This is a genomic window from Pseudomonas sp. QE6 (assembly GCF_041379005.1).
In the GTDB taxonomy this organism is placed as follows: domain Bacteria; phylum Pseudomonadota; class Gammaproteobacteria; order Pseudomonadales; family Pseudomonadaceae; genus Pseudomonas.
In genome coordinates this window covers 4,459,301-4,478,120 of the sequence record NZ_CP166873.1, presented here as the reverse complement: position 1 = coordinate 4,478,120, position 18,820 = coordinate 4,459,301, and the positions used below count along the sequence as shown (strand labels likewise).

The 18,820-nt window shown below is 64.9% G+C and carries 15 protein-coding genes; 9 read left to right on the top strand and 6 right to left on the bottom strand.

Going from position 1 to position 18,820, the window contains the following annotated elements:
- Positions 1-161: 161 nt before the first annotated feature.
- Entirely contained in the window at positions 162-2,270 is a 2,109-nt protein-coding gene (gene fusA / locus ACAW63_RS20455; protein WP_371228192.1) for an elongation factor G, read from the top strand.
- Between the two features lie 569 nt (positions 2,271-2,839).
- Here fusA and ACAW63_RS20450 read toward each other — a convergent pair.
- Together ACAW63_RS20450 and ACAW63_RS20445 are read right to left on the bottom strand one after the other, a co-directional pair.
- Positions 2,840-3,628, bottom strand: a complete 789-nt coding sequence (locus ACAW63_RS20450; protein ID WP_371228190.1) for a carbon-nitrogen hydrolase family protein — start codon at positions 3,626-3,628, stop codon at positions 2,840-2,842.
- Between the two features lie 91 nt (positions 3,629-3,719).
- Positions 3,720-5,402 carry an NAD(P)/FAD-dependent oxidoreductase gene (locus ACAW63_RS20445; RefSeq protein WP_275611581.1) on the bottom strand — a complete coding sequence of 561 codons (1,683 nt, stop codon included), beginning with the start codon at positions 5,400-5,402 and terminating at the stop codon, positions 3,720-3,722.
- A 215-nt stretch (positions 5,403-5,617) separates the two neighbouring features.
- Between ACAW63_RS20445 and ACAW63_RS20440 the strand changes: the two genes are divergently transcribed.
- Together ACAW63_RS20440 and ACAW63_RS20435 are read left to right on the top strand one after the other, a co-directional pair.
- Positions 5,618-6,055 carry an Lrp/AsnC family transcriptional regulator gene (locus tag ACAW63_RS20440; protein WP_275611582.1) on the top strand — a complete coding sequence of 146 codons (438 nt, stop codon included), beginning with the start codon at positions 5,618-5,620 and terminating at the stop codon, positions 6,053-6,055.
- Positions 6,056-6,303: 248 nt separating this feature from the next.
- Positions 6,304-6,738: a carboxymuconolactone decarboxylase family protein gene (locus ACAW63_RS20435; protein WP_371228188.1), complete on the top strand. Its 435-nt coding sequence runs from the start codon at positions 6,304-6,306 to the stop codon at positions 6,736-6,738.
- A gap of 106 nt (positions 6,739-6,844) precedes the next feature.
- Here the strand turns inward: ACAW63_RS20435 and ACAW63_RS20430 are convergent, their stop codons facing one another.
- Complete coding sequence (locus tag ACAW63_RS20430; RefSeq protein WP_371228186.1) at positions 6,845-7,939, bottom strand: GNAT family N-acetyltransferase/peptidase C39 family protein; 1,095 nt, start codon at positions 7,937-7,939, stop codon at positions 6,845-6,847.
- A 151-nt stretch (positions 7,940-8,090) separates the two neighbouring features.
- On the opposite strand from ACAW63_RS20430, the gene ACAW63_RS20425 reads away from it, so the two are divergent.
- Together ACAW63_RS20425 and ACAW63_RS20420 are read left to right on the top strand one after the other, a co-directional pair.
- Positions 8,091-9,581, top strand: coding sequence for a RimK family protein (locus tag ACAW63_RS20425; RefSeq protein WP_371228184.1), 1,491 nt, complete (start codon positions 8,091-8,093; stop codon positions 9,579-9,581).
- 131 nt (positions 9,582-9,712) lie between these two features.
- Positions 9,713-11,047: a sigma 54-interacting transcriptional regulator gene (locus ACAW63_RS20420; RefSeq protein WP_371228182.1), complete on the top strand. Its 1,335-nt coding sequence runs from the start codon at positions 9,713-9,715 to the stop codon at positions 11,045-11,047.
- 331 nt (positions 11,048-11,378) lie between these two features.
- On the opposite strand, the gene ACAW63_RS20415 is transcribed toward ACAW63_RS20420, so the two are convergent.
- Positions 11,379-11,951, bottom strand: coding sequence for a hypothetical protein (locus ACAW63_RS20415; protein WP_371228180.1), 573 nt, complete (start codon positions 11,949-11,951; stop codon positions 11,379-11,381).
- A gap of 604 nt (positions 11,952-12,555) precedes the next feature.
- On the opposite strand from ACAW63_RS20415, the gene ACAW63_RS20410 reads away from it, so the two are divergent.
- The gene (locus ACAW63_RS20410; protein ID WP_371228178.1) at positions 12,556-13,386 is read left to right on the top strand and encodes an undecaprenyl-diphosphate phosphatase; all 831 of its coding nucleotides are present in this window, start codon (positions 12,556-12,558) and stop codon (positions 13,384-13,386) included.
- Positions 13,386-14,096 carry a DUF1294 domain-containing protein gene (locus ACAW63_RS20405; protein ID WP_371234730.1) on the top strand — a complete coding sequence of 237 codons (711 nt, stop codon included), beginning with the start codon at positions 13,386-13,388 and terminating at the stop codon, positions 14,094-14,096. The genes ACAW63_RS20410 and ACAW63_RS20405 overlap by 1 nt, the downstream gene beginning before the upstream one ends.
- Here the strand turns inward: ACAW63_RS20405 and ACAW63_RS20400 are convergent.
- A complete protein-coding gene (locus ACAW63_RS20400) occupies positions 14,091-14,996 on the bottom strand; it encodes a LysR substrate-binding domain-containing protein (protein ID WP_275611590.1) in 906 nt (301 codons plus the stop codon). The genes ACAW63_RS20405 and ACAW63_RS20400 overlap by 6 nt on opposite strands.
- Before the next feature lie 134 nt (positions 14,997-15,130).
- Here ACAW63_RS20400 and ACAW63_RS20395 point away from each other — a divergent pair, with 134 nt between their 5' ends.
- Positions 15,131-15,739 (top strand): FMN-dependent NADH-azoreductase, encoded by a 609-nt coding sequence (locus ACAW63_RS20395; RefSeq protein ID WP_207886870.1) that lies wholly within the window; start codon positions 15,131-15,133, stop codon positions 15,737-15,739.
- A 208-nt stretch (positions 15,740-15,947) separates the two neighbouring features.
- On the top strand, positions 15,948-16,961 hold the full coding sequence (locus tag ACAW63_RS20390; protein WP_371228175.1) for an alpha/beta hydrolase family protein: 1,014 nt from the start codon (positions 15,948-15,950) through the stop codon (positions 16,959-16,961).
- 211 nt (positions 16,962-17,172) lie between these two features.
- On the opposite strand, the gene ACAW63_RS20385 is transcribed toward ACAW63_RS20390, so the two are convergent.
- Positions 17,173-18,762: an ABC-F family ATPase gene (locus tag ACAW63_RS20385; protein ID WP_371228173.1), complete on the bottom strand. Its 1,590-nt coding sequence runs from the start codon at positions 18,760-18,762 to the stop codon at positions 17,173-17,175.
- Between the last annotated feature and the right edge of the window lie 58 nt (positions 18,763-18,820).

The window sequence follows — 18,820 nt, the reverse complement described above, 5'->3', positions numbered from 1 at the left end:
TGGTTGCCGCGTCGGGTTACTGGAATTGCCACGAAGACGCGCTACCTTGAGCCTGTTGTGCGCAGAGTTTTTTCGTCGCGCACCGCTTCCCGCCGTCCCCGCGCAGGCAACGGACCCGCAGCTGCAGGCCCGGCAGTCAACCAGCAGATACGGAGCACACCATGGCTCGCACCACGCCCATCGAGCTTTACCGCAATATCGGCATCGTCGCCCACGTCGACGCCGGCAAGACCACCACCACCGAGCGCATCCTGTTTTACACCGGGGTGAACCACAAGATGGGTGAGGTTCACGACGGTGCGGCGACCATGGACTGGATGGTGCAGGAGCAGGAGCGCGGCATCACCATCACCTCGGCGGCGACCACGGCCTTCTGGCAGGGTTCCACCAAGCAGTACAACCACAAGTACCGTTTCAACATCATCGATACCCCCGGCCACGTTGACTTCACCATCGAGGTGGAGCGCTCCCTGCGCGTGCTCGACGGCGCCGTGGTGGTATTCAGCGGCGCCGATGGCGTCGAGCCGCAGTCCGAAACCGTCTGGCGCCAGGCCAACAAGTACCACGTGCCGCGCCTGGCCTACGTCAACAAGATGGACCGCCAGGGCGCCGACTTCCTGCGCGTGGTCGCGCAGATCAAGCAGCGCCTGGGCCACACCCCGGTACCGATCCAGCTGGCCATCGGCGCGGAAGAGAATTTCGCCGGGCAGATCGATCTGGTGAAGATGAAGGCCATCGTCTGGAACGAGGCCGATCAGGGCACCAGTTACACCGAGGAGCCGATTCCGGCCGAGCTCCAGGCGCTGGCGGAGGAGTGGCGCGCGCACATGGTCGAGGCCGCCGCCGAAGCCAATGAAGAGTTGATGAACAAGTACCTCGAAGGCGAGGAGCTCTCCATCGAGGAAATCAAGGCCGGCCTGCGCCAGCGCACCCTGGCCAACGAGATCGTCCCGGCGGTGCTGGGCTCCTCATTCAAGAACAAGGGCGTGCCGCTGGTGCTCGACGCGGTGATCGACTACCTCCCGGCGCCCACGGAAATTCCCGCGATCAACGGCACCGACCCGGACGACGAAGAGAAGCACCTGGAGCGCCATGCCGACGACAGCGAGCCGTTCTCCGCGCTGGCCTTCAAGATCGCCACCGACCCCTTCGTCGGTACCCTGACCTTCGCCCGCGTCTATTCCGGTGTACTGAGCAGCGGCGACGCCGTGCTCAACTCGGTGAAGACCAGGAAGGAACGCGTTGGCCGGATGGTGCAGATGCACGCCAACCAGCGCGAGGAAATCAAGGAAGTTCGCGCCGGCGACATTGCCGCGCTGATCGGCATGAAGGACGTCACCACCGGCGACACCCTGTGCGCCATCGACAAGCCGATCATCCTCGAACGCATGGACTTCCCCGATCCGGTGATCTCCGTGGCGGTGGAGCCCAAGACCAAGGCCGACCAGGAGAAGATGGGCATCGCCCTGTCCAAGCTGGCCCAGGAGGACCCCTCGTTCCGCGTCAAGACCGACGAGGAGACCGGGCAGACGATCATTTCCGGCATGGGCGAGCTGCATCTGGACATCATCGTCGACCGCATGCGCCGCGAGTTCAACGTCGAGGCCAATATCGGCAAGCCGCAGGTGGCCTACCGCGAGGCGATCCGCAAGAAGTGCGAGATCGAGGGCAAGTTCGTCCGCCAGTCCGGCGGTCGCGGCCAGTTCGGCCATTGCTGGATTCGCTTCGAGCCGGGCGAGGAAGGCAAGGACGGCCTGGAATTCGTCAATGAAGTTGTGGGCGGCGTGATCCCTCGCGAATTCATCCCGGCGATCCAGAAAGGGATCGAGGAGCAGATGCAGAACGGCGTGCTCGCCGGCTACCCGCTGATCGGCCTGAAGGCCTCGGTGTTCGACGGCTCCTACCACGACGTCGACTCCAGCGAGATGGCGTTCAAGATCGCCGCCTCCATGGCCACCAAGCAGCTCTCGCAGAAGGGCGGCGCGGTGCTGCTGGAGCCGGTGATGAAGGTCGAGGTGGTGACGCCGGAGGACTACATGGGCGACGTGATGGGCGACCTCAACCGCCGGCGTGGCCTGATCCAGGGCATGGAGGACACGCCGGCGGGCAAGGTGATCCGCGCCGAGGTGCCCTTGGGCGAGATGTTCGGGTATGCCACGGACGTGCGCTCCATGTCCCAGGGGCGGGCGAGTTACTCGATGGAGTTCACCAAGTATGCCGAGGCGCCGGCGAATATCGCCGAGGCGATCATCAAGAAGGCCAATGGGTGATCGTGGCTGGATGAACGACGGCGCCCGAGGGCGCCGTTGTTCATTGTGGGGATCGGCACTCCTAGGAGCGGACTTTGTCCGCGATGCTTTTGGGCTTTTGGGTTGCATGTTTCTGCGCCGCTTCGGCGTGCTCGGGGACATTTTGTTTCGCCCCCTCGGGCGAGTCACTTTCTCAAACTACGGATGGCCGCCCCACAGAAAGTAACCAAAGGTCTTTGCCCCATCATCCGGGTCCCGCTTCGCGGGACTCCCCTCGTTCCATCGAAGTTTCAGGGGCCCGCGTCGACGGGCCATCCATGGCCCAACGACGCTCTCGCGGCATCCATGCCGCTCAACCCCTGAAACTCCGATTCCACTCAGCCTCCTGAAGGGGCGTTCCGGCGTGTGCGGAGGTTTCTCTGGAAGTCTTTAAAGCCAGAGCCATGCGGTGCGCAGGCTCCCGTAGGAGCGGACCTTGTCCGCGAATCTTTCAGAGCGCAGGGAGCTCCCGGCGTGCGCGATTCATGCGGTTGTTGGGTACAAAATCCGGATTACGCACAAAAAAGCCCGGCATTGCGCCGGGCTTTTCTTCAGCTGCGATACAGCACCGGCCGCCGCAGGTGCACATAGCTGTACCCCTCGCGTGCCAGGGCGATGCGTTGCGGGTCCAGTTCCGCCACCAGCAGCTCCTCGCTGTGCCTGGCCTGGGTCATGACCTGGCCGTCCGGCGCGACGATGCAGCTCAGGCCGCAGTATTCCAGCTCGCCTTCGTTGCCTGCGTAGTTGGCGTAGGCGAGGAACACCTGGTTCTCGTAGGCGCGAGTGGGCACCAGCACCTGGGCGACGAATTCGTAGGGGCGCATGTTGGCGGTGGGCACCAGCACCAGGTCGGCGCCGGCCAGGGCCAGGGTACGTACGGCCTCGGGGAATTCCACGTCGAAGCAGATCAGCAGGCCGATCTTCCAGCCGTCCAGCTCGAAGATCGCCGGCGGCGTGTCGGAGGCGCTGAACTGGGTGCGGTCGAGGTCGCCGTAGAGGTGGGTTTTGCGGTAGTTGGCGCGGCGCTCGCCCTGGCGGTCGATCAGTTGCACGCTGTTGAAGATGGCGCCGCCTGCGTCGCGCTCGGGGTAGCCGTAGAGAATGCCGATCCTGTGCTGGCGGGCGATTTCGGCGATGCGGGCCGCCGAGGGGCCGTCGCTGGCTTCGGCCAGCTCGGCGACGCGTTTCGCGCCGATGTTGTAGCCGCTGAGGAACATTTCCGGCAGGACCAGCAGGTCCGCGCCATTCTGCACCGCCTGCTGCGCGGCCTGCTCCAGGCGGCGCAGGTTGCCGGCGACGTCGTCCGGGCCGGGTGGGCACTGGTAGAGGGCGAGGTACATGGAGTTCTCCTTCGAACGCGCAAGGCCGGGATCAGGCAGTGTGCGCCCGATCCCGGCCCCGCGCGAGCCGATGTTCAATGAGTGGCGGGAATCAGTCCGGCAGTTCCATCGGGCCGAGCTCGGCGAAGCGATCACCCGGGCCGGGGTTCTCCGGATGAGTGGCGCCGCCGAAGTGCTTCATGATGCCCCACACGGCGTTGAGCGAGGTCTGTACTGCGCCCTCCACCCAGGCCGGGGTCCAGGACACGTCGTCACCGGCGATGAAGATGCCGCGCTGCTCGGCGGGCATGTCGTCCTGCATGAAGTGCGCGTACATGCGCTGGTTGTAGCGGTAGTGGCCCGGCAGCGCACCCTTGAAGGCGCCGAGGAAGTGCGGGTCGGCTTCCCAGGAGACGGTGATGGGGTTGCCGATGACGTGGCTGGCGATGTCGACCTTCGGGTAGACCTTCTTCAGTGCGTCCAGGGCCAGTTGTACGCGCTTCTCCACCGGGTGCGGCAGCATCTTCATGGCGTCGCTCATCCAGGAGTAGGACAGGCAGATCACGCCCGGCTTGTCGTCGCCGTTGTCGAACAGGTAGGTGCCGCGGGTGAGGCGGTCGGTGAGGGTCATACTCATCACGTCGCGGCCGGTTTCCGGGTCCTTGTCCTTCCAGAACGGGCGGTCGACCATCACGAAGGTCTTCGAGGACTGCATGTAGCGGGTGCGGTCCAGGGCCATCCACATCTTCTGCGAGAACAGTGCTTCCTCGCATTCGATCTGGGTGGTCAGCAGCCAGGTCTGGCAGGTCGCCAGGACGGCGGCGTAGTGGCGGGTATCGCCCCAGTAGTCGGTGACGGCGAAGGTGCCATCGGCGGCGCGGGCGATCTTCTTCACGCCCGGGCGCGGTGCGCCGTTGTGCAGCGAGGCGAGAGAGGTGCCGGCCGGCCAGTGCGCGCATTTCTCCGGCACATGGTTCCAGATGCCGCGCGGCACCTGCTCGACGCCGCCGACGACCAGGTGCTGGTGGTCGTCGCAGTTGGTCATCACCACGCGGAAGATTTCCAGCATGGAGTTGGGGAAGTCCGAGTCCCAGCCGCCGGTGCCGAAGCCGACCTGGCCGAAGATCTCGCGGTGGCGGTAGGAGAGGCGGGAGAAGGCCTTGGAGGTGGCGACAAAGTCGTAGAAGGTGCGGTCGTCCCACTTCGGTACCAGCTCGTCCCACAGGGCCTTGAGCTTGACGGTGTCGCGTTCGCGGATGGCGTCCTGGATCTCGGAGAAGCGTGCGCCGTCTTCCAGGGCGTCGGCCCAGGCCTGGGCGACTTCGCGGAAGATTTCCGGCAGGTCGTCGATCTTCTCGGCGTAGTGGCTGGTGCCTTCCAGGTCGACCACGGTGCTGCCCGAGGCCGGCGTCAGCGGGTTGGGGAAGGGTTTGGTTTCCAGGCCGAGCTTGTCGACGTAGTGGTAGAAGGCCGTGCTGGACACCGGGAAGCGCATGCCGCCCAGCTCGGCGATGATGCCGTCGGCGCCTTCGAAGCTCTCCGAGCGCAGGCGGCCGCCCATCTTCGAGGCCTCGTAGACGACGGGCTTGAGGCCCATCTTCATCAGCTCGTAGGCCGCCACCAGGCCGGAGATGCCGGCGCCGACGATGGCCACTTCCTGGCCGTGCTTGTCGGCGGGGATGCTGCCCAGGCCCGCGGGGTGTTCGATCCAGTCGTCGAAGGCGAAGGGGAAGTCCGGACCGAAGATGGTCACCGGTTTCTTGCCGGGGGTGTGGGGATGGCGGTTCTTGTGCATTGGAGGCTCCCGTTTGTTCGGCATGCCGGTTTTCATCAACCAGCTTGGCAAGGCTTTTCGCGGCCCGCAGAGGCCAGTCGATGGATGGCGCGCGGGCAAAGAAATGGCGAGCTGTGAGGGCTCGCCTTGGCGCTCACTATTACAAAGGCGGCCGTTGAAATGAATCCGTAAATCTGCAGAATGCTCAAGACCTTTCAGGCAGATTGATTGACTAAATGAACAAAATAACGAAAAACGCTGACGCCATGCTGCTCAGCCTGCTGCGCGCCAATGCCCGCGAGTCGATTTCCGAGCTGGCGCGCAAGCTGGGCGTATCGCGCTCCACGGTGCAGAGCCGGATCGAGCGCCTGGAGCAGCAGGGCATCATCAGTGGCTATTCGATCAAGGTGTCGGACAGCTATGCGCAGTCGCTAGTGCGCGCTCATGTGCTGGTGACGGCGCTGCCCAAGCTGTCGCACCAGGTGGTGCAGGCGCTGGACAAGATCGCCGAGGTGAAGACCCTGCATTCGGTGAGCGGCAACTTCGACATGATCGTGATCGTCGAGGCGCAGTCGATCCGCGATCTGGATGCGGTGCTGGACCGCATCGGCGCGCTGGACGGGGTGGAGCGGACCATGTCGTCGATCATCCTGTCGACGCGGATCGATCGCTGAGCCTGGCCCCGCCACCAGCGTCCGCGCAGGGCGTACGACCGTTCGCGGTTGTACGCCGTTCCGCCATGATCATCCGTCGGCGCATCGGTTGAATTCGAAGCGCCCGGCGACAGGTGCCCAGTCCGGAAACCCAGGCCGATTGGCCCCATTGGTCTGCCGGTATTGGCGGAAATTGGCTATTCGAAGCGCCGACCTGTGGCGGTAACGTATCGCCATTCCCGCAACTCGCGGACCCACTGGAGAAGATCATGAGTGCACGTATCGATTGGCCCAAGAAGTCCCCCGATGCCTACAAGGCCATGCTCGGCCTGGAGCAGGCCCTGGAGAAATCCGGCCTGGAGCTCCCGCTGCTGGAACTGGTGCGCCTGCGTGCCTCGCAGCTCAACGGCTGCGCCTACTGCATGAACATGCACGCCAACGATGCGCGCAAGGCCGGCGAGACCGAGGCGCGCCTGCAGACCCTGAGCGCCTGGCGGGAAACCCGCTTCTTCACGGAGCGCGAGCGCGCCGCGCTGGCCTGGACGGAAAGCCTGACCCTGCTGGCCGAGAAGCATGCGCCCCAGGATCAGTTCGAAGCCCTGCGCGAGCATTTCGGCGAGGCAGAGATCGTCAATCTGACGCTGGCGATCGCCACCATCAATGCGTGGAACCGCTTTGGCGTGGGGATGGCACTGGTGCCCTGAGCCAGGGCCAATGGAGGAGGGCGTCTGCGGGCGCCTTTTTCGTTTTTGTGGTGGTAATGATGCCGGCCGGCTCGCTCGGAGCGACGGTTTCGTAGGAGCGAACGCTTCAGCGCTTGTAGAGCACTACCGCCGCCCGCAGCTTGCTGCGGCCAAACCGGCTCATCTGCTCGAACTCCCCGTGGCTCACCGGGATGTGCTGGCAGTCCAGCGGCTGGCGGTGCTTGCTGTGGTCGACATCGGGGTCGTGCAGGTAGACGAAGTCCTCGTCGCAGTCGGTGACCACCACCCAATGCGGCGCCTTGGATCGGGTCAGGCGGTAGCTGCTGATCAGCACCAGTGGCTGGCCACCGGCTTCCAGCGCGCTGCCGATGTCGAGCTGATTGACCAGCAGTTGCTCCACGTCGCTCTGCGCCAGTTCGTGGGCGAAGTCCTCATGCACCAGGCGCATCACCGCGCGTTTCTCCTCGCTGCGTACGCCGTCGAGGAACAGCGGTCCGTCCTCCGACAGTTGCAACTGCACGCGGAAGCCCCGGCGCCAGGCGGCCAGGGCCAGACCCTGCGGGCTGCAGCCGCCGTGGCCGGCGGTCATGTAGATGGTGGTGGCTTCGCGCCACAGGCGCAGTTCTTCGCGGCGTTCCAGCACCCGATCGGGCTCCAGCGCGCCCATGGCCATCAGCAGGCAGGAAGGGCCGCAGGTGAACTCGGTGGTCTGGCGGTAGAAGGGCACGTGCCGTGGCGCCTGGCCGCTGATCTGGCGGATGCGTTTCTCGAAGCGCAGCGCTTCGCTATGGTCTTCGTAGTAGTCGCGCACCGTGGCGAAGGGACGATAGCCGTTGCGCTGGTAGAGGATGATGGCGCCGCGATTGTCCGGGCGGACTTCCAGGCGCATGTAGGCGCAGTCGTGTTCGATCGCCTCCGCCTCGGCGCGGTCCAGCAGCTTCTGTCCCAAGCCGATGCCGCGGGCGCGCTCGTCGAGGGCGATGGAGTACAGGCGGGCCAGCGAGGTGCCCTGGTGGAACAGCACCAACACGTAGCCCAGCAGGTTGCGGTCGGCCTCGGCGACGACCAGCGAGGCGTGGGCGCGGCTGATCATCCACTGGAAGTTGCGCCGGGACAGGCGGTCATACTCGAAGCAGCGGTTTTCCAGCTCGACCAGGGCGTTCAGGTCGTCGGCGGTGGCGGCGCGAAGTTGCAGGTTCATACCGGTAAGGATTCGTTAACCTGTAAGGAGCACGTTGGTTGGGGGCGAACGCGAACGTACCGCCCGGCCCCGCGGTCGAAGCAGCGTTCAGCGGAGTATTGTCCCTGGCTCTATGCGCGGCAAGCGCTATCCCGAGTGCCCTGGAGGTGTCGTGAGCAAGCTGTTCATCATCGTCGAACGCAAGGAAGACTGGTCGTCCTACTATCCCAGTGAAGATGTGGTCAGCGCCCAGGAGTACCTGGAGATGCCCATCGATGACGACAGCGGCAAGCGTGTGCAGGTGATCAACCTGTGCCGCAACTACAAATACCTGGGCCACGGCTATTACTGTTCGCTGCTGGCCGAGGCGCGCGGGCACAAGGTGATTCCGTCGGTGCGCAGCATCAGCGAACTGGCGAAGAAATCCCTCTACAGCCTGGCCCTTGAAGACCTGGAAAAGACCCTCGACAAGGCGCTGGCCGACCATCCCTACGGCAACACCGACGGCTTCACCCTGACCCTGTACTTCGGCCGCACCGACATGGAGCCGTTGCAGGACCTGGCGCGCCAGCTGTTCGAGGCCTTTCCCTGTCCGCTGCTGCTGGTGGAGTTCCGCAAGAGCCGCGGCTGGCACATCGAAGGGGTGAAGCCGGGCAACATCCACAAGCTGCGCGAGGACCAGGAAGACCTGTTCGCCAATGCGCTGGACAGCTTCAGTCGGCAGATATGGCGCAAGCCGCGCTCGCGCAAGCAGTACCGTTATGATCTGGCGATTCTCCACGACCCGGAGGAGGCCTTCCCGCCGTCGGATGCCAAGGCGCTGAAGAACTTCATCCGCGTCGGCCGCAGCCTGGGCATAGACGTCGAGCTGATCGAGAGGAAGGACTACTCGCGGCTGGCCGAGTACGACGCGCTGCTGATCCGCGAGACCACCAGCGTCAGCGACCACACCTATCGCTTCGCCAAGAAGGCCGAGAGCGAGGGCATGGTGGTGATGGACGACCCGGTGTCGATCCTGCGTTGCACCAACAAGGTCTACCTGGCGGACCTGCTGCGCAGCCACAGGCTGGGCATGCCGGCCACCGAGATTCTCTACAAGGACAACCCGCAGGAGCTGGAGAAGGTCGGCGAGCGGCTGGGCTTCCCGCTGGTGCTGAAGATTCCCGACGGCAGCTTCTCCCGCGGAGTGATCAAGGTGAGCGACCAGCAGGAACTGCTCAAGGCCAGCGCCGAGCTGTTCGAGCGCTCGGTGCTGCTGCTGGCCCAGGAGTTCTTCTATACCGAATACGACTGGCGCATCGGCGTGCTCAACCAGAAACCGATCTTCGCCTGCCAGTACTTCATGTCCAAGGGCCACTGGCAGATCTACGACCACAGCCCCGATGCCGAGGAGCTCAGCGGCGATTTCCGCACCATGGCGGTCCATGAGGCACCGCGCAAGGTCGTGGAACTGGCGGTGAAGACCGCCAACCTGATCGGCGATGGCCTGTACGGGGTGGACCTCAAGCAGTCCGGTGATCGCGTGGTGGTGATCGAGGTGAACGACAACCCGAATATCGACTGCGGGGTGGAGGATGTGTACCTGGGCGACGACCTCTACAAGCTGGTGCTCGAGGAGTTCATCCGCCGGTTGGAGGTAAAGCGACGCGGACGCGGCTGGTGAGACCGATTCGGCATTGACCTTATAGGAAAACGGTCGATAGACGCCGTCAAGATATTGCTAGCTTTACAATTTAGAGCGCCAAACGACTGTTTTTTAAAGTTTTTCAAAAAAATGGCGCCAAGGAAGGGAGCATGCTTGAGGCGGCATCGAGTCTTCGACGCCTGCTGGTAGTCGATCCTTGCGATGACTGTCGGCGGCTGTTGCCCGGGCTCCGGGCAGCGGGATGGGAGGTGGACAGCTGCGAGCTGGATTCGGCCGGCGAGCATAGCTGCGACGTCGGCTTGCTGCGTCTGCAGCCCGAGCATCTGGACCGCCCCGAATCGATCAAGGAGCTGATCAGTCGCAGCGGCACCGAATGGATCGCAGTGCTCAGTCCCGACATCCTGCCGATCCATGAGGTCGGCGATTTCGTCAGCGAGTGGTTCTTCGACTTCCATACCCTGCCGTTCGACGTGGCGCGGGTGCAGGTCACCCTGGGCCGCGCCTTCGGCATGGCGCGCCTGCGCGGTCGCGGCGGCGTGCACAGCGACGAAGGGCAGCACGAGTTGCTCGGCGAAAGCCGCGAGGTGCGCGAGTTGCGCAAATTGCTGGCGAAGTTCGCGCCGACCGAATCCCCCGTGCTGATCCGTGGCGAGAGCGGCACCGGCAAGGAGCTGGTGGCGCGCACCCTGCACCGCTTGTCGCGGCGCGCGGCACGGCCGTTCGTGGCGATCAATTGCGGCTCGATTCCGGAGAACCTGATCCAGTCGGAACTGTTCGGCCACGAGAAGGGCGCCTTCACCGGCGCGCACCAGCGCAAGATCGGCCGCTTCGAACAGGCCAACGGCGGCACGCTGTTCCTCGATGAGGTGGGCGACCTGCCACTGGAGTTGCAGGCCAATCTGTTGCGGGTGCTGCAGGAGAAGCAGTTCGAGCGGGTCGGCGGCAGTCAGCCGATCGATGTCGACGTGCGGGTCCTGGCGGCGACCCACATCGATCTGGAGGCGGCGATCCGTGCCGGAACCTTCCGCGAGGACCTGTACTACCGCCTCAACGTCCTGCAGGTCTCGACCTCGCCGCTGCGCGACCGCAATGGCGACATGGCGCTGCTGGCCAATCACTTCGCCCACCTGTACAGCGTCGAGACCGGTCGCCGGCCACGGCGTTTTTCCGATGATGCCCTGGCGGCGATGGCGGAGCACAACTGGCCCGGCAACGTGCGCGAACTGGCCAACCGGGTGCGCCGAGGCCTGGTGCTGGCCGAGGGCCGGCAGATCGAGGCGCGCGACCTGGGCCTGGAACGCCAGAAGGGCAAGCCCACGTACCAGCCGCTGGTGACCCTGGAGGAGTACAAGCTCGGCGCCGAGCGCCAGGCGATGTGCGATGCCCTGGCGCGTCATGGCGACAACCTCAGCGTGGCGGCGCGGATGCTGGGTATCTCGCGGCCGACTTTCTATCGGCTGCTGCACAAGCATCAGTTGCGCTAGGGCGGGGCGGCAGCTCCACGCAAAGGGTTATCGGATGTCGCGGCTCTTCGTAGGCGCGAGCTTGCTCACGAATCTCTTGGCACCGTAGCAGCCCGTTCGCGAGCAAGGACCGGGTCGTTCCCCTCGGTCCCGCAGGAGTGCCGTTGTCCGGCCTGGAAATACGTTGCAGGAATAGACGAAGGCCCCGCAATCGGGGCCTTCGTGTTCAGTACAAGATGACGCGCCGGCGGATACGCAGGCTGGGCAGCCAGCGTCGATGGCAGCGGGTGGTTGTGCGGGGAGCCGCCACGGGCTGCCAGGTAGACGCTTGCGTTGTCGGTGTCGGAGCCGGTCAGATGGCCCGGAGTGTGCTGGGCCTGGCGCTCCGCATGGCCGGCGTCGTTGCCCCCGGGGCAGCACGGGCCGCCCCGGGTAATGGGACAGGTATCGCCATGTGCTCGGTGATACCCCAGTAGCCGCCGTCGGCAGCGAAGGTCATGCCGGCTGATGCAGGTCCGGTCTGGATGGTGGCGTTGTCGACGGCGATGTTGCCAGTGCTGGGCTGCGTTGCGCTGCCAGCGGGGTTGGCGTGCTGACCGTAGGGAACGGCTGCCGCTCTGTTGTTTTTCCGTGGGTGATCGCAGTTCGCGATCGGGGTGGTGCGGAAGGTGTCGGTGGTGCGGTTGTGGGCGTTTTCCAGTGTCCGGATAACAGTGGCCGGAGGCACGCTGTCCTGCGCGTTGAGGGCCTGTCGGTCAGCGTCATCGGCAACCCGCATGACGCCGGGATGGCTGATCAGATCGCCATGAGCGTGGCTGGGGCAGCCGTCCTGAGTCACGGCCAACGGCAGCCGCGCAAGCGCTGCGCGGAAGCCTGCGAACCATGACAGGCCGGTGGCGACTTTCCTTGCAATACTCCCCGACATGCCCGTGACTCCTGCGTGACGCGCTGATCGTCGCTCAGCGATACAGCGGTGAAGCAGTTGCTGTGCCGAAATTGAATTGCCTTGAAGAATCAATTAGTTGGAGAATTCGACCGGGGCGTCGGCGAAGGGGGTGTTGCGCCTTCATTACATCCCCGCTGAGGGGAAATCCCGGCAACGGCTCTGGAATCGGGCCTGGATCATGGATGAATCAACCTCTGTATCGTGGCTGAAACACAATGTGGCGCCGAGAGTGACCTTTCCCGGTTCTCCGGGGTTGCGCGGGAGCGACCTGTTTCACCCCCTTTACAGTCGGTCCTGATCATCGGCTTTCCAGAGCGGCTGCGTCATCGCATCACCCTGGATCAGGCATTTTTCGCCGGCGGGCGAACGCAATCCTGCTCGGATGGTCTGCTTCAGGCGAGCGATAGTCGGCCGGGCTGGGGCTGCTGGCGGGATGAGAATTTTTCGTTAAATCCGCAGCAAGCGGCGGGCAATGCATTAGCATGCCGACGCCTTGTCGAGGTCCGTGTCCTGACTTCGTTGGCCGGTCCAGTCGGAACACATCATTAAAAAGCGAGCCATCGAGCCGCGCGGGGGAAGCAGTATGGATTTGTGGAGTGCCTTCCAGGCATTCATTCTCGGGGTGGTCGAGGGGCTGACGGAGTTCCTGCCAATCTCCAGTACCGGCCACCAGATCATCGTGGCGGACGTCATCGGCTTTGGCGGCGAGCGCGCCGAGGCCTTCAACATCATCATTCAGCTGGCGGCCATCCTCGCGGTGGTCTGGGAATTCCGCCGCAAGATCCTCGACATCGTCGTCGGCCTGCCAAGCCAGGCGCGGGCCCAGCGTTTCACCGTCAACCTGCTGATCGCCTTCTTCCCGGCCGTGGTGCTGGGCGTGGCCTTCGCCGACTACATCCATCATTACCTGTTCAACCCGATCACCGTGGCCGTGGCCCTGGTGGTGGGCGGCGTGATCATGCTCTGGGCCGAGAAGCGGCAGCATGTGATCCGTGCCGAGACCGTGGACGACATGACCTGGAAGGACGCCCTCAAGGTCGGCTGCGCCCAGTGCCTGGCGCTGGTGCCCGGCACCTCGCGGTCGGGAGCGACCATCATGGGCGGCTTGCTGTTCGGGCTGTCGCGCAAGGCGGCCACCGAGTTTTCCTTCTTCCTGGCGATGCCGACCATGGTCGGTGCGGCGGTCTACTCGGGGTACAAGTACCGCCATCTGTTCCAGCCCGATGACCTGCCGGTGTTCGCCATCGGCTTCGTGACCTCCTTCATCTTCGCCATGATCGCCGTGCGCGGCCTGCTGAAATTCATCGCCAGCCACAGCTACGCGGCGTTCGCCTGGTACCGTATCGCCTTCGGCCTGCTGATCCTGGCGACCTGGCAATTCGGCCTGATCGACTGGAGCAGCGCCAAACCTTGATGGAAAAAAACGGCATCATCAGCCGCTGGGACGACGACAAGGGCTTCGGCTTCATCCGCCCGCAATCCGGTGGCGAAGAACTCTTCCTGCACATTTCGGCATTTCGCGGCGATCGCCGTCCGCAGCGTGGCGATCAGGTGTGCTACGTCGCGGGCAGCGACAAGCAGGGCCGGCCGCGCGCGGAGCACGCGCGCCTGGCCGGCCTGGCCATCGACATGCCCGATATCCGCCGCAAGCCGGGAGCGCCGGCGACCCGCGAGCGGGCCCGCAACGGGCGGGAAGTGGCTTTCCCGACGCCGCCGCGGCGCTCCATCGGCCGCGTCCTGCTGCTGTTGGCGGTGCTGCTGGCGCTGCCGGTCACGGGTGCCATGGTATGGCTGAAGGACGGCTATTTCGCCTGGTTCCTGCTGCTCTATCCGCTGTTCAGCGTGCTGGCGTTCTTCGCCTACTGGCGGGACAAGCGCAGCGCCGAGCGGGACGCGTGGCGCACCCCCGAGCAGAGCCTGCACCTGCTGGAGCTGCTGGGCGGCTGGCCGGGCGCTTTGCTCGCCCAGCAGCTGTTCCGCCACAAGACCCGCAAGCTGTCGTTCCAGCTGGTGTTCTGGGCGATCGTCGTGGTGCACCAGCTGTTCTGGATCGACTGGCTCAGTGGCGGGCGCCTGCTGGGTTGGGTCGGTGTGCTGATGGGGCTGGGGCAGGGCGCCTCATAACGGCGAATCGTCCTTCGAGAACTCTTCCGCCAGATAGTCCAGCAACGCCCGCACCGCCGGCAGAACACCGCGTCGGTGCGGATAGACCGCCTGCAGGTTGGCTTCGGGCTCGTGCCATTCCGGCAGCACGCGTACCAGGCGGCCATCCGCCAGTTCTTCGATGCAGTAGTAGTTCGGCAGCACGGTCACACCCAGCCCGGCCAGGGCGACATTCTTGCGCAGGTTGAAGTCTTCCGCCGCCAGGCGAGCTTCCATCGCCAGCTCGCAGACTTCCCCCTGCGGCCCGATCAGTTTCATGTGCACCTTGCGGTCGCTCTCGATCGCGCCGAGGACGGGCAGGCTGGCCAGGTCCTGCGGGTGGGTCAGTTGCCGTCCCTGCAGGAGCGCGGGCGCCGCCACCAGCACCGCCTTCGCCCGGCGCAGGCGGCGGGACACCAGGGACAGGTCTTCATCGCCCGGCGCGCGGACGCGCAGGGCCACGTCCACGCCTTCATTGAGCAGGTCGACGCGGCGGTTGGTCAGCAGCAACTCCAGGTTCACCTGCGGATAGGCCGCCAGGAATCCGGGCAGCATCTCGTTGAGCGAGGTTTCCGCCATCGCGACCGGGCAGGACAGCTTGACCCGACCGCGCGGCTCGGCGCTGAGCTGGGCGGCCACTTCATCGGCCATTTCCGCCTCCACCAGCATGGCCTGGCAGTGCCGGTAGTAGCGCTCGCCGAGGTCGGTGAGCGCCAGCTTGCGCGTGGTGCGTTGCAGCAGGCGCACGTTCAGGCGCGCCTCCAGTTCCGCCACACGCCGCGACAGGCGCGACTTGGGCAGCCCCAGCAGGCGGCCGGCGGCGGCGAATCCTCCGCACTCCACTACTTTGGCGAAATAGAAGAGGTCATTGAGGTCCTGCATGGGATTGTCCTACTGGTGAGACGAATTATCACATTTTTGCCGACTTATCGATGATTGGCTACATGCGTAGTCTTGCTTCCAACGACGAATTACTCCCGCCAGCCACCTGGCTAACCCGTTTGGAGAGCTCACACATGAAACTTCTGCACATCGATTCCAGCATCCTTGGCGACAACTCCGCTTCCCGTCAGCTCAGTGCCGAACTCGTAGCCGCCTGGGTTGCCGCCGAGCCGGGCGTTGAAGTCACCTACCGCGACCTGGCCGCCGACGCCATCAGCCACCTGTCTTCCGCCAGCCTGGTCGCCGCCGGCACCCCGGCTGAAATGCGCGACGCCGCGCAGAAGCATGAAGCCGCCCTGGGGGAAACCAGCATCGAAGAGTTCCTGGCTGCCGACGCCATCGTCATCGGCGCGCCGATGTACAACTTCTCCGTGCCCAGCCAGCTGAAGGCGTGGATCGACCGCATCGCCGTCGCCGGCAAGACCTTCCGCTACACCGAAAGCGGCCCGGTCGGCCTGGCCGGTGGCAAGAAGGTGATCATCGTTTCCACCGCCGGTGGCATCCATGCCGGCCAGCCGACCGGTGTCGCCCACGAGAACTACCTGCAGCTGGTGCTGAATTTCCTCGGCATCACCGACATCGAAGTGGTGCGTGCCGAAGGCCTGGCCTACGGTGACGAGCCTCGCCGCAACGCCATCGCCGGCGCCCAGGCAAGCATCGCCAGCCAGTTCGCTGCTGCCTGATCGGCTGACGCACCAGGAAAGAGCCCCGCCTAGCGGGGCTTTTTCATTTCCGGCGTTTGAGAGAGAGACCACTCATCTGCCGATCCAGGCAGCTCCAGGCTGGCGCGTAGTATGCAAGAAATCTCCCAGGCGGCGTCCGAAGCCCCGCAACCTGTGCGGTGGAGCTCCGTGGCGCCTGAGCTGAATGCGCATCGGGGTGGGCTGCACCATGGCGAGGCGTCTGTTGTGGATTCTGTTGCTCGTTACCTTCAGTAGCGGGGCCTGGGCGGTCTCGGGCTGGAACGTGGGCTTTCACCGTCTGCAGGTGAGCGACCCGCTGGACCTGGCGCCGATGAAGGCCATCGCCTTCTACCCGACGCGCGCCCCGGAGCGGCCGCTGCACCTGGGCAACTTCATCCTTGATGTCGCCTACGAAGGCAAGACCGCCAACGGCCACTTCCCGCTGCTGGTGATGTCCCACGGCAACTACGGCACGCCGCTGGCGCACCGTGACCTGATCGAGGCGCTGGTGCGCAAGGGCTTCGTCGTGGTGGCGCTGTTGCACCCTGGCGACAACCTGCATGACCACAGCCGCCTGGGCGCCTTGAGCAATCTCTATGGCCGACCCTTGCAGGTCTCGGAAACCATCAGCGCCGCGCTGTTCGATCCCGAGGTGGCGGGCGTCGTCGATCCGCGCAAGATCGGCGTGATCGGCTACTCCGCCGGCGGCGAGACGGCGCTGATCCTCGCGGGCGCGCAACCGCGCCTGGAGCGCCTGATCAAGTACTGCGAGAAATACCCGAATGACGCCGACGCCTGCAGCGACAAGGGCAAGCTGCGCGCCGACCGTAGCGACCTGGTGCCGATGGCCGACCCCCGCGTCGGCGCCTTGCTGCTGCTGGCGCCGCTGAGCCTGATGTACGGCGCCCGCGAGCTGGAGGATGTACAGGTGCCGGTGCTGCTCTACACCGGCAACCAGGACCATATCCTCGACTGGAAGAAGAACGCCGGTGCCCTGGCACGCAAGCTGCCGCAGCAACCGGACCTGCGGGTGCTCGATGGCGCGGGGCACTTCGTGTTCATGTCGCCCTGTTCCGAGGAGGAACTGGAGGCAACGCCGGATCTGTGCACCGATAATCAGGGGCTGGACCGCAAGGCCATCCACCGCGACCTCGCGGCGTCGGCGGCGGAGTTCTTCGACGTCAGCCTGGGCAGCGCGACGATGCAGACCTCGGGGCGGTGAGGACGATTCTGTCCGGCAGAGGGCGTATAACGCTCCGCGTTATACGCCGATCGATCTTGGCGGTAGCCCGCTCGGGGCCGGCCTGGCTAATCGGCCAATCCTGACCGCCGCGCGAGTGTATCGGCATACAACCGCGAACGGTTGTATGCCCTACGAACGGCGCGCAGAAAAAGCCCCGCATCGGCGGGGCTTCTTCATGGATCGCGAAACGTCAGACGATCACGCCCTGGCTGCGCAGGTAGTCGTCGTAGCTGCCGCTGAAGTCGGTCACGCCGTTCTCGCTCATCTCGACGATGCGGGTGGCCAGGGAGGAGACGAACTCGCGGTCGTGGCTGACGAAGATCAGGGTGCCCGGGTAGTTCTCCAGCGCCAGGTTCAGCGCTTCGATGGATTCCATGTCCAGGTGGTTGGTCGGCTCGTCCATCACCAGCACGTTGGGCTTCTTCAGGATCAACTTGCCGAACAGCATGCGGCCCTGCTCACCACCGGAGATGACCTTCACCGACTTCTTGATGTCGTCGTTGGAGAACAGCATGCGGCCGAGGGTGCCGCGCACCAGCTGCTCGCCGCCCTGGGTCCACTGGGCCATCCAGTCGAACAGGTTGTAATCCTCTTCGAAGTCCTCGGCGTGGTCCTGGGCGAAGTAGCCCACGTCGGCACTGTCGGTCCACTTCACCTCACCGGCGGTTGGTGCCATTTCGCCGACCAGAGTGCGCAGCAGGGTGGTCTTGCCGATGCCGTTCGGGCCGATGATGGCAATGCGCTCACCGGCTTCGACCTGCATGCTCAGGTTCTTGAACAGCGGGGTGCCATCGAAGCCCTGGCTGACCTTCTCCAGGGTCACCGCCTGGCGGTGCAGCTTCTTGTACTGCTCGAAGCGGATGAAGGGGCTGACACGGCTGGACGGCTTGACCTCTTCCAGCTGGATCTTGTCGATCTGGCGGGCGCGGCTGGTCGCCTGCTTGGCCTTGGAGGCGTTGGCCGAGAAGCGGCTGACGAACTGCTGCAGTTCGGCGATCTGCGCCTTCTTCTTGGCGTTGTCCGACAGCAGGCGCTCGCGGGCCTGTTCGGCGGCGGTCATGTACTCGTCGTAGTTGCCCGGGAACAGGCGCAGCTCGCCGTAGTCCAGGTCCGCCATGTGGGTGCAGACGCTGTTCAGGAAGTGCCGGTCGTGGGAAATGATGATCATGGTGCTGTTACGCGCCGTGAGGATATTTTCCAGCCAGCGGATGGTGTTGATGTCGAGGTGGTTGGTCGGCTCGTCGAGCAGCAGCAGGTCCGGATCGGAGAACAGCGCCTGGGCCAGCAGCACGCGCAGCTTCCAGCCCGGAGCCACGGCGCTCATCGGGCCGAAGTGCTGTTCCAGCGGAATGCCCAGGCCCAGCAGCAGCTCGCCGGCGCGGGATTCGGCGGTGTAGCCGTCGAACTCGGCGAACTGGACTTCCAGCTCGGCCACGGCCATGCCGTCTTCCTCGCTCATCTCCGGCAGGGAGTAGATGCGATCGCGCTCGGCCTTGACCTTCCACAGCTCCTCGTGGCCCATGATCACGGTATCGATCACGGTGGACTCTTCATAGGCGAACTGGTCCTGGCGCAGCTTGCCCAGGCGCACGCCGTTCTCCAGCATCACCTGGCCGCTGGAAGGCTCCAGCTCGCCGCCGAGGATCTTCATGAAGGTCGACTTGCCGCAACCGTTGGCGCCGATCAGGCCGTAGCGGTTGCCGTTGCCGAACTTGACGGAAACGTTTTCGAACAGCGGCTTGGCGCCGAACTGCATGGTGATGTTCGCAGTGGAAATCAACTGGGTAACCCTTGGCTGGACATGGTGCGCGCCGGGCGCGGGCGTGCGGGAAGGGCGC